The following is an 11,867-nucleotide window of genomic DNA, read 5'->3' as shown; positions in this document are numbered from 1 at the left end:
TCACAACAGGCCAGCATCCTGTTCATCTTCTTCCCATTCTGCAAGGCAGGACTTAAGCACTGCGTGTTTTGAAGACCCCTGGGGCTTTAAACACAAGTATCCAAGCTGATCAATACAGATTTCAAGACAGTCAAAAAAAGCCTGTTCAACATCCTTTATTTGGATCTTGTCCGCATCTTTTTCTATCGTATCCAGCACAACCTGTGTCAAATGGCCTTCCGGAACAAACACATCACAAACACAAGCATTCCATTCTTCGGGAAAATTGTTTATTTTCCATGAACTTAAGCGGTCAGGCCTCAATATGTTTTTATTTTCAGGATTGAAAGGGGCTTTGACAATTTTCATTTTCCTTTTATCAAACTGCATCAAAGCTTTTAAGAGTGCTGTGATGTCATTTGAAAAAATCCACTCTTCAGGTTCCAGCAATATCGGTGGAAAGTCTTTGCTGGTTAATGCATACTTAAACGGCCCGCTGTTTTTCCAGAACGCCTTAAAATCCTTTAAATGCGGCAATATTTCTCTTTTTACCGAATCAACACTCATTTTTAAATTCTCCTGAATAAAACAGACCGGCTTTTTTGCCACTCTTTTTTGTGATTTCCTTGTTTTTAGAATAAATTCCAATCAAATAAATTTTCCATATACTCCCAAAATCAAATATCATAATTGTTTATTTTCAATACATGTACTGATTTTAGCCTGTTTCTCTTCAGACAGTATCATGAAGTCTCCTTGTCTCATCAACAAATCAAACTTAATACTTTGATTTTTTTGCAATCCATGAATTTTTAATGTAACGTATTTTGGTTTTTTTTTAAACCGGCAATGGCCGGTAACAACATACAGATGGTGACTTTCATTCATCATATTAATCCAGGAGAGTTTTATGGCCAGACCGGTTCGTTTGAGAACACTGTATTTTATTTTAGTTTTCACTCTTTTAATATTCACCACAACGGTTGAAGCAGTTGTTCAAATTAGCCCCAGGCGCATCCTGATTCTCCACAGCTATCACAAGGGGCTTGGCTGGACCGATAATATTGCCCAAGGCATTGATAAAACGTTACATAACAGTCAATACCAAATTGAAATATTTACTGAATATATGGATACCAAAAGAATCTTCAATAACAAGTACCTTGGCGATCTGACTGCCTTGTTTAAGTATAAATATCATAATAAAAAATTCGATGTCATTATTTCATCCGACGACCATGCATTTCAATTTTTACGCCGCCATCATGACAATATTTTCCCTCATACACCTGTTGTGTTTTGTGGGGTAAACGATTTTAAGGATGAATTCATAGCAACATCTCCTTATTTCACGGGGGTAGTGGAATCCTTCGGCATCAAAGAAACCATAGAAGCAGCCCTGTCAATTCATCCTGATCTGCGACGGGTTTACTCTGTTGTGGATGAGACAGTGACTGGAAAAGCGAATTTAGAGCTTTTGAAAGATGTCATTCCCGATTTTAAAGATCGCCTGGAATTTATTACCCTTACAGACATGGATATGACCAATCTAACTGAAAAAGTCAGCCGGTTGCCTGCTGACAGCATTGTACTGCTTTTGGCATTTACATTTGATAAATCCGGCAACACTTTTTCTTTGGAGCAAAGTGCCGATTTAATAACGACTGCCGCCAATCAACCCGTTTACAGTTGTTGGGATTTTAACCTGAATCACGGCATTTTAGGCGGCATGTTGACCACTGGGAACTCTCATGGAATTACTGCAGCAAAACTTGCATTACGCATCATAAAAGGAGAGTCCCCTGCAAATATTACTGTCATCAAAAAAAGTCCGAACCGATACATTTTTGATTTTAATATCCTTAATAAATTTTCCATATCCACAAAGGATCTTCCACCAGACAGTAAAATTATAAACCAGCCGCTTTCTTTTTATAAACAATACAAGCAGATCGTCTGGCAGGCAGTGGTAATGTTTACGCTGCTGCTGATTTTTTCAATCACTATTAGCATTAATCTTGTCAAAAAACGTGCTGCAGAGATCCGGTTGAAAAAAAATGAAAAGGAGATACTTCATCAAAAAAAATTGGCAGAACGATACTTGAATCTTGCCGGGGTGATATTTATCGGTCTGGATATCAATGGAAATGTAAACCTTGCAAATCAGAAAGCGTATAAAACATTAGAGTGTAATGAAAAAGATATCCTTGGTCTGAATTGGTTTGACAATTTTATTCCCCAATCCATCCGAAATGATGTTCGGCTTATTTTCAAACAACTGATGAATAGAAACATTGAACTTGCCGAATATTATGAGAATCCGGTCATTTCAAAAACCGGCAAGCAAATAATAATAGCCTGGCATAATACCTATATAAAAAATGATGACGACCAAATCATCGGAATGCTCGCTTCCGGTGAAGACATCACGGAAAAAAGGCAGCTGGAGTCACGCCTTAGGCAGGCTCAGAAAATGGAGTCCATCGGAAACCTTGCAGGTGGTATTGCCCACGACTTCAATAATATTTTATTCCCGATTGTCGGCATGTCGGAAATACTTCTCGAAGATCTTCCTGACGGCAGCCCTGAATACGAAAATGCCCGGGAAATTCTTATTGCAGGCAAACGGGGCAGTGATTTAGTAAAGCAGATATTAGCCTTCAGCCGCCAATCCGAGAACAAATTAACCCCCATTCGAATTCAGCAGGTATTAAGGGATGTTATGAAATTATGCAGAGCAACAATCCCAGCTGATATTGAAATATTTCAGGAGATACAAAGCGACTGCGGTCTGGTCCTGTCGGATCCGACACAATTACATCAGGTTGCCATGGACTTGATTACCAATGCTTACCACGCAATGGATTCAGGCAGTGGTAAAATTATCGTACAGCTCAAGGAAACAAGGATACAAGATCATATATTGGTGAATATTTCTCTTAAATCAGGATGGTATGCAAGGCTCACGGTTTCTGATACTGGAAAAGGCATTGACCCTGAAATTATCGATAAAATTTTCGAGCCTTATTTTACAACCAAGGAACAAGGCAAGGGAACCGGTCTTGGCCTTGCTTTTGTTCATGGCATTATCAAAGAGCATGGAGGAGATATTCAGGTTTCCAGCACACCGGGAAAAGGGTCTACCTTTGATATTTATATTCCGCTAATGAAAAAGCCGGTTGTAACCGACTCCGTCAAAACTGTTGAAATGCTTCAAACCGGCAAAGGAAATATTCTTTTGGTCGATGATGAACCGTCCGTGGCACGACTTGAAAAAAGGATGCTCGAACGGCTCGGTTATCAGGCCACGGCATATATAAAAAGCCCGGATGCGCTTAAAGCTTTTCAATCAGCGCCCAATGATTTTAATTTGGTCATCACCGACATGACTATGCCCGATATGACTGGTGATCAGCTGTCAAAAAAAATATTATCGATAAAACCGGATATTCCAATCATCATTTGTACCGGTTTCAGCGAGCGAATAAACGAAGAAAAAGCAAAAGCAATCGGAGTGAAAGGATTTTTGATAAAGCCGGTTTTAAAATCCGAAATGGCTCAGATGGTCAAAAAAGTGATGGATGAGGAATGGATTTATAATCCTTGATCAGTTCTTTGATCAAAACAAACAACAAAATAAACATAATTATAAGAAAAGGAAAGGCCCCGACAATAGAGGCTGTCTGAAGAGATGAAAGTCCGCCTGAAAAAATCAGAACAATGGCAAGCCCTCCCAGAATTGTTCCCCAGAAAATAATCAGGCGTTTCCCTGCCCTTGGATTTCCCGGCTCAAGCCCGGCGGTTGAGTAGCGGCTGATGACATAGGTTGCGGAATCAGCAGATGTAATAAAAAACGATGCGATCAGGACATTGGTAAAAAAAACCAGGAGGCCATAAAGAGGAAGGTGGCTGAGGGTCTCAAACAATGCGACTTCAACGCTTTGTTTCACAGCTTCCCCAATGGCGGTATTCGTAAACAGATCAAGATAAATGGCTGTTCCGCCAAGGGCTGTTGAAAAAACATAGGAAAAAATCGTGGGTGCCAGCAAAATAACCAGAATAAACTGCCGGATTGTCCTTCCCCTTGAAATCCTTGCGATAAACGCACCGACAAAGGGTGCCCATGCAATCCACCAGGCCCAGTAGAAAACCGTCCATGATTTTGTCCAGCCCGGATTATCAAATAAAACAAAGCTTGTGGAAAGAGATACAAAATCTTTTGCATAATCTGTTAACGCCTGTAAAAAAGTATGTAAAATATACTTAAACGGCCCTAAAACAAAGAAAAAAAGCAGCAGTACGACCATAAGGGTCACATTGATAAGAGAGAGGATTCTTATACCCTTTGCAACCCCTGTCAGTGCGGATAGAATAAAAACAATCGTGATTACGGCAATGATAATCGCCGCTGGAACCGGACCTGTCGAAATGCCTATGGAATGAGAAAGACCGCTGTTGATCTGTATGGCTCCCATGCCAAGGGATGTGACAACACCCATTATTGTGGCCCAGATGGCAAGAATGTTAACCGTTCTGTTGCCCAGGGCGACATTTTTTTTAGGGTCAGTCCCGGTTCCAATGCAGGATGAAATGGTGGCGGGCCTTCCCTTTCGAAATGTGAAATAGGCCATTGGAAGGCCCACAACAATATATGTGGCCCAGGCATGCAGCCCCCAATGAAAAAAAAAGATCTCAAAGGCCTTTCGTGCTGCTCCGGCCGTTCCGGCCTCTCCTGCCGGCGGTGACATGAAATGATACATGGGTTCGGAACAGGACCAGAATATCAGCCCGATTCCCATGCCGGCCGAAAAAAGCATGGCAAACCAGCTCAAAAAAGAAAACTCAGGGGTTTCATCATCCCGGCCAAGCTTTATTTTACCCAGTGGAGACAATGCAATTCCAATCACAGCAACCACAAAAAAGCTGCAACTCATCAGATAAAGCCAGCTGAATGAGCCGGTCAGCAGATCCAGGGCTGCCGAACCGGCCTTTCCAAGCATGGCGGGTGAAATAAATCCCAGTATGATAAAAGGCAAGGCAAGCGCTGTGGCACCGTACAAAACCCTTGTGTCAATTTCTTCTCCGAAAAGTCTTTTGATTCCGGGGATTTTCTTATCCGTCATATCATCCTCCGTATTTTCAACTTTGCTTGCCCATTTTCATATGCAAGTCTTCAACAATCCAAACAGTGACTTTCATGTCTTGTTGTGGGCAAATCTGAGCGAAAGACCAAGTCTGCACATGGCAGTTTATATGAAAGTCTTAAAAAATTCATACAGAGACTTTAAATCTTTGTTGTGGGCAAACATGGGTGAAAGACCAGGTCTGCCCGTGGCATTTATATAAAAGAATTTCTAACCTCTTAAAATAAAATCTCTTTCATTTTTTGTTGTAGCGGCTCAATCTGCCATGGCCTTTATTATCCTTTACTTTTTCATATTGAAAATCAAGGAATCATTTCTCCTTTGCGGATACGTTCGATAACCGTGTCGCTAAGCTGGGGATAGTAGAGTTTTTTTATTGCCGCATCATTAATGGTTTTTTCCCATTTCATGAATGATTCAACATTTCTCAGGGTATGTTCCGCACTCTTTGGGTTCCCTTTTTCAGCAATCTCTTTTATGCCGTCCAGAGTCTTGTCATCAGCCGGAAAATAAAGTGGTATAATCCCCTTGTCTTTGGGCGCTTCATTAAATATTTTACAGGATCTTTTCTCCCGTTCACAATCTTCCACAAATTTTTCAATGCTGAAAAAATTCAAACTTCCCATTGCCCCCAAAGAATGACGAATGATATGGCTCCCGTATTTGCGCAAGGTATTTCTGCTCAATTCAGATTCCATGACAGCGGTTTCATTCATTTCCGATATGCTTGTGCTTCCCCCTGACTGGGCTGAAGGGAACTTTGTAATCCATGTGTTCAGCCTTGCCATGGCAGCATTGATAAGAGGCTGATGCCGGGAACTGTAAGACAGGTCGCCGCCGGTTTCAACGACTCCGGGAATACCGCCGTGCATGCAGGAAACACCCGGGTTTACCGTCTGGGCCAATACCATCATGAACATAACCTGGGCATGAATCTGGGTCAGAAGAGCTTCCGGACTTCCCGGCCCTGAAGCCCCTGCAATGGTAAGATCCAGCAAAAGAAGATTCGTGCCTGTCCTGGCACTTCTAAGAAAGGCGTCAACCATGGTGGGCATGGGAGCAAGAGATGTAATCAGGCTGGTTCCGTCAAGCCAGTGGTCTTTACCCTTTAAAAAAAGAATCTCGTCATCGGTCATGGCTTTGGTTGTGGTCATTTTCAGTCCCGCAAACCCCTGTTCCATGAGCTTTGCAACCTCATAGCTGGAGATACTCTTGTCAAAAGCCACAGGGAGACTGAAAATTCCAGCAGTATCGGAATGTTCACCCACAACCTGAACAATCCGCTTGAATTCGTCCTTGCTCGCCGCCCGCAGTTCTTCGTCTCCGGGCCGCTTTAAAAACGGCGGGGTCGCACCTGTTCCAAAGCAGTTCATTCCGGGGTCTTCAGGCATTCCCCGGGGGATATTTTCCAGGCACCTGTCGATAAAATCTCTTTTCAACGGAACAAATACTGCCGTATCGCTTTCAAAATCAATGGCATCGGCCTCCACAAGAATATCCATCAATTCCTGGCTTTCGGCAATATTGATACCAATATCGGTCAAAACCCTTTTGCCGTTTTCATCAATGCGTTTGTAAATATCTTTTTCAGCAATCAGGTCATCCATATCTTCCATTCGTGATCTTGTTTTTTCTGCTGTTTTTGAATCTTTAACATTTGCCAGAAGTTCTTTGTATACTTTTTTTGCAGATTCAAAATCGTAACTTTCTTCATGCTTTAATCCCTCTTTGAAAAGTTCATTAGCCCTGTCATTCATGGTTTGATCTCCTTTTTGATTTGTTTTAAAATAAAAATAAATTCGTGAAAAAAAATTTATGCGTGTTTTCGGTTTTCAACATATTCTGTCAATTGTTTTTCAATTTTCGGATCAATGTCCGGTTTCTCGTATGACGCCAGGCGCTGGGCCACCTTGTCCTCTGCAATCTGATCAATCCGCTGCCTGCCTTGACTGCCCCAGGCATCAGGATTTTTACGATTCATTAGAGATGGAGCAAAAAATTCGGTTCGGCTCAACTGAAAAGCCCTGGGATGGGTCAGGTATGCATCGTTGCCGCACATGGCTTTGATCCGGCCAAGATCAATCGAATCATCGGTAAGAACCATGGGGCGGATCATATTTCGCACCATTCCGCAGACTTCCTCATCAATGAGAAATTTTTCAAAACTCATGGCCATATAGGAACCCAGAATACCGCAGGAATGAAGGATAAAATTAATCCCGCTTCTGGCAGCCGTAGAAAGGGCAAGAGTTGACTCCACACCTGCCTGTGCATCCACACACAAGGCATCGGTCAAACCGCCGCCGGACCGGGAAGGCAGGTTGTAAAACCTTGCCATCTGGGCCACCAGGTGAATGTTCCGGGACAGTTCGGGCGCTCCAATGGACAGAGTGCCGGTTTTCATGTCCATGACAGAAGAAGTGGCCCCATAGATCACGGGAACTCCAGGTCTGACCAGCTGTGCCAGGGTAATGCCGGCCAGGATTTCCGCATTCTGAAGAGTCAGAATTCCGGCCAGGCTGAAGTTAGCAAAACCATTGGCCATGACAAGGGAAGCCACTGCACAGGCCTGGTTATGACGGGCAAGTTCGATAAAAGCACCTGCCATTTCACCGGAAAAAGTCAAGGGAGACTGGGTTTTAATCAAAGAGACAGACACGGTCTTGTCCATGATCTTTTCCTTGCCGCCCCAGAGGATTCCGGCCATTTCAATGCCGTCCAAAGCTCCCTGGCGGGAGATGGGGCTGCCCATGAAAGGTTTGTCGCACAAAAGCATATTGGACAGGTTCAGATCCAGATGAACTGTTTCATGTGGCATATCAACCGGTTCCACCATCATCCAGCCATTCATGTCAATGTAAGCAGATGTCTGGATTAATTTGCAGAAATTATCATAATCCTCCATGGTGGCCCGGCGCTGTTTGCCATTGACATCCATAATAAAAGGAGCGCCGTATCCGGGCAGAAAGACAAAATCATCTTCTCCGACCATCATGCTTTTTTCCGGGTTTCTGGCGTGAACTGTGAATCGCCCGGGTGCAGTTTTTAAAGCTTTTTGAATATGGGATTCTTTAAAAAACACAATGGTTCCCTCCACCTTGTGCCCGTTTGCTTTAAAAATATCCAGTGCCTCTTCATCCTTAAATGAAACGCCCTTGTTTTTCAGAAGGGCCAGGGTGGCATCATGAATCTTTTTTATATTCTTTGCACTCAGTTCCTGCATTCGATCGTACATTGTCTTTGCTCCTGTAAGGGCCAATCCCCTCACTTCAATGCATAAGCTCCCGGGCCGGAAAAAAGGCCCGGAAAAGATGATTTATGCCGGGTTGTCTTTTTTGTATTGGTTCAACCCCCTGAATGTTCCGTAAAGTACCAGCAGCAACAAAAACATCAGAGGAAAAGCCGTTGCAATGGATGCGGTCTGAATGGCTTTGAGGCTGCCGCTTCCGGCCAGAACGGCTGCCACAGCTCCCAGGGCAATTCCCCAGAAGGCTCTCAGGTTCCGACCCGGATTTTCATGGCCTGAAACAAACATGGCAAGGGAGATGGCTGCGGAATTGGCTGAGGTTAAAAAGAAGGTGCCGATAAGAAAAATCAGTGCAACAGACAGTATCCCGGTCATGGGAAGGCTCTGGGCAATGGCGAAAATGGCGCTTTCCATACCGTGTTCTTTCATGATGGCGCTGACGTTAAAATGAATGCCTGCACCGCCGATAACCCCGTACCAGAGAAAATTTCCCAGGGTGGGAAGGATCAGGGTGGCGGCAACGGTTTGGCGAATGGTTCTTCCCCTGGAGATCCGTGCAATAAAAACAGCCACAAAAGGTGCCCAGCTCATCCACCATGCCCAGTAAAAAACCGTCCAGGAACCGATCCAATTACCTTCAAATCCCGGAGCCGTAAACAGGCTCATGGGAACAAAATGAAGAAGATACTGGCCAAGGGAATTGGTGGTCAGGTTGATCAGGAAGATGGTGGGACCAAAGATCAGGACAAAAAACCATACCAGCACAAAAACCCACATGTTAATATCGCCGATAAACTTTACCCCTTTCTGAAGTCCGGTGTATACCGACAAAGTGAAAATGGCGGTTAGAACTCCTATGATGGCATAGGTGCTGGAAGGCCCCAGTTGCAAGCCGTATTGATATTTAAGACCGGCTGACAGCTGAAGTGCCACAAATCCCGTGGTGGTGGCAAGGCCGCCCAGGGTTGCGAACACGGCAAAAATATCCAGAATCTTTCCCCAGGTGCCGTAAATTCTGTCGCCGATGACATAGTAGAAGGCGCTGGAAAATTTTAAGGGAAGATTTCTGGTAAAGCAGGCATGCCCAATGGCAATGGTCAGCATGGCATAAATGGACCAGGCGCTCAAGCCCCAGTGAAAAAAAGAGTAGGTCATGGCATTGGCACCGGCGGCCGGGGTGTTTGCATCTGTGCCAAAATAGGGAGGCGGACTCATATAATGGTAAGCTGGTTCGGCAGGCCCCCAGAATACAATGCCGGCGGCAATGGCAGACCCGAAAAGCATGGCAAACCAGGAAAAATTAGAAAATTCAGGTCTGTCGCCGGGAAGTCCCAGTTTCATGGACCCGTATTTTCGTCCCATGAGCATAAAACAGCCTATGACCAGCACAAAAACGGTCAACAGATAGAGCCAGCCCCATTGGGTGGTGGTCCAGCTGAAAACAGCATTGATAACGATGGTCATATTCTTGGGAAAGAGGATGGACCAAAGGACAAAAAGGATGGTCACAGAGGCGGAAACCCAGAACACAAAAGGATCAAATGGTTTTGTTGAATTCATGGCTTTTTTCAAACTTAACTCCTGTAAAATCGGTTTATATTCTCTCCACCCTGACGACCCTTCATACGATCAGGCCGGTGGACTTAATATGGGATAATTGCAGATTGCATGCCAGAGTTCAGTTTTTAACATTGCCATATTCATAACATAGCACAACTAATTGATATTATATGAAATATTGACTCTAAAGATAGCCGGTATTTTTAAATACAATTGGATAGAAAAAAAATTTTCACTTATCCTGGCAAGAAAAAAGAAAAAAAACTTTCACATGAAAAAATTTTGACTATCTGATCGGGCGAGAAATAAAGTCCAGGCGGCAAAGCCCATGTTTTTTAATTTTATAATGAAGCAACTGCCTTGAAATCCCCAGTTTTTTTGACGCCAGGGTTACGTTTCCCCCTGCTGTGGAAAGGGCGGTTTTGATGGCTGATTTTTCCCGGTCGGCCTGAGTCTGAGACAGGTTTCCGGTTGGAGCAGGATCAAGGGGTGGGTCAGGATCAAGGGTCAGGTCAGGTTCCCCAAAGGAAGGGACACCAAGGCCTGGGGCTATGAAATCCGAAGGCTCAGGACTTGTAAAATCGACCTGTTCCAGGCAATCCAGTCCAGGTGTAAAATGTTCGATTCCTATAATTTCCTCGCGGCCCGCCATGTTCATGGCCCCTTCTATTAAATGCTCAAGCTCTCTTATATTGCCGGGCCATTGATAAGCTGAAAAAAGCTCAAGAACTTCCCTGGAAATCCGTTTCACATGGGTTCCCAGCCGGTTGTTGTATTTCTCAATAAAATGGCTGACCAGTTCACCCATGCTGTTTTGCCGATCTCTTAAAGGGGGCAGTTTGACCATGACCACCCCCAGCCGGTAAAAAAGATCCATGCGCAACACACCTTCCCGGATGGCAGTGCGGGGATCACGGCTCACGGAACTGATAATCTTGACATCCACAGGAGTTTCCATGGCAGAGCCCACCCGCCGGACACATTTTTCCTGCAGAACCCTCAACAGTTTTGCCTGAAGATCCACGGGCATTGCCAGAAGTTCGTCAAGAAACAATGTGCCGCCATGGGCTATTTCAAAAAGGCCCAACTTGTCCATAGCACCGGTAAAGGCTCCCCTGGCAGTACCAAAGAGCAGTCCCTCCAGCAGATCACGGGGAATGGCAGCGCAATTGACACCCACATATTTTTGTTTCCTGCGCTGACTGTGGTTGTGAATGGACTGGGCAAAGAGTTCCTTGCCGGTTCCTGTTTCTCCCTGGATCATGATGGGAGAAGGAGAGGATGCAGCCTTTCTTGCCGTCCCCACCACCCGCTGAAAATCCGATCCTTTGCCGATAAGGTCGGCAAAGGTGTACCTGGTGCCGTTGCCGAGATCCGGACGGGATTCGGTGAGGGCCGCCATGGGGGTTGACCTGTAAAGCAATTCGTAATCCTTGACAAGACAGATCACACCGTTGATGGTTTTCCCTTTTAACAGTGGATAAACACTGGTAATGGTGTTGGCCACTTTTCCGGAACAGGTCTGGTAAAAAAAAGCCCTGTTCTTGATGGCAGCATGACGTTCAATGGCTTGCATGATCATGCTGGTACGGTTGTTGAGCCTGTAAATTTCGGTGACTTTGCGCCCGATCACATCTTTTGCCGCCAACCCGTCTATCTTGGACTGTGCAGCATTGTAAAAAAGGATGACCCCGTTAATGTCCGCAATAATAACCCCGTCATCCAGCCGGTTCAATACCGATAAAAAATCAATTTGTTCCATGTCCAGCAAACTGGACGAATCAAAATTTTCAACAAAGGACATTTGTGGTTTCCTTGTAATTTTCATTATCAAAAGAACTCTTAACCTGTTGGAATCAAATCTCTTTTATTTTTTGTTGTGGCAAGTCAATCTGCAATGGGCGTTATTAGGAATTCTTCTTGTGGGGCACAGTTAA

The 11,867-nt window shown here is 44.4% G+C and carries 7 protein-coding genes; 1 reads left to right on the top strand and 6 read right to left on the bottom strand.

Annotation, left to right across the window (positions count from 1 at the left end; all coding sequences use genetic code 11):
• Complete coding sequence (locus tag BLT94_RS00730; protein WP_092229472.1) at positions 1-546, bottom strand: hypothetical protein; 546 nt, start codon at positions 544-546, stop codon at positions 1-3.
• A 343-nt stretch (positions 547-889) separates the two neighbouring features.
• On the opposite strand from BLT94_RS00730, the gene BLT94_RS00720 reads away from it, so the two are divergent.
• A complete protein-coding gene (locus tag BLT94_RS00720; RefSeq protein ID WP_092229470.1) occupies positions 890-3,586 on the top strand; it encodes a hybrid sensor histidine kinase/response regulator in 2,697 nt (898 codons plus the stop codon).
• Here BLT94_RS00720 and BLT94_RS00715 read toward each other — a convergent pair.
• The 5 genes from BLT94_RS00715 to BLT94_RS00695 all read right to left on the bottom strand — a co-directional run bounded on the left by BLT94_RS00715 (position 3,546) and on the right by BLT94_RS00695 (position 11,734).
• Positions 3,546-5,102, bottom strand: a complete 1,557-nt coding sequence (locus BLT94_RS00715; protein WP_092229469.1) for a BCCT family transporter — start codon at positions 5,100-5,102, stop codon at positions 3,546-3,548. The two genes, BLT94_RS00720 and BLT94_RS00715, sit on opposite strands and share 41 nt — an antisense overlap.
• 323 nt (positions 5,103-5,425) lie before the next feature.
• Entirely contained in the window at positions 5,426-6,880 is a 1,455-nt protein-coding gene (locus tag BLT94_RS00710) for a trimethylamine methyltransferase family protein (protein WP_092229468.1), read from the bottom strand.
• A gap of 56 nt (positions 6,881-6,936) precedes the next feature.
• Positions 6,937-8,358 (bottom strand): trimethylamine methyltransferase family protein, encoded by a 1,422-nt coding sequence (locus BLT94_RS00705; protein WP_092229466.1) that lies wholly within the window; start codon positions 8,356-8,358, stop codon positions 6,937-6,939.
• 81 nt (positions 8,359-8,439) lie between these two features.
• Positions 8,440-9,942, bottom strand: a complete 1,503-nt coding sequence (locus BLT94_RS00700) for a BCCT family transporter (RefSeq protein WP_245742888.1) — start codon at positions 9,940-9,942, stop codon at positions 8,440-8,442.
• Positions 9,943-10,216: 274 nt separating this feature from the next.
• Positions 10,217-11,734: a sigma-54 interaction domain-containing protein gene (locus BLT94_RS00695; RefSeq protein ID WP_092229465.1), complete on the bottom strand. Its 1,518-nt coding sequence runs from the start codon at positions 11,732-11,734 to the stop codon at positions 10,217-10,219.
• Positions 11,735-11,867 lie beyond the last annotated feature (133 nt).

It is taken from the genome of Desulfobacula phenolica (genome assembly GCF_900105645.1).
In the GTDB taxonomy this organism is placed as follows: domain Bacteria; phylum Desulfobacterota; class Desulfobacteria; order Desulfobacterales; family Desulfobacteraceae; genus Desulfobacula; species Desulfobacula toluolica.
This window is presented reverse-complemented; position numbering and strand designations above follow the sequence as displayed.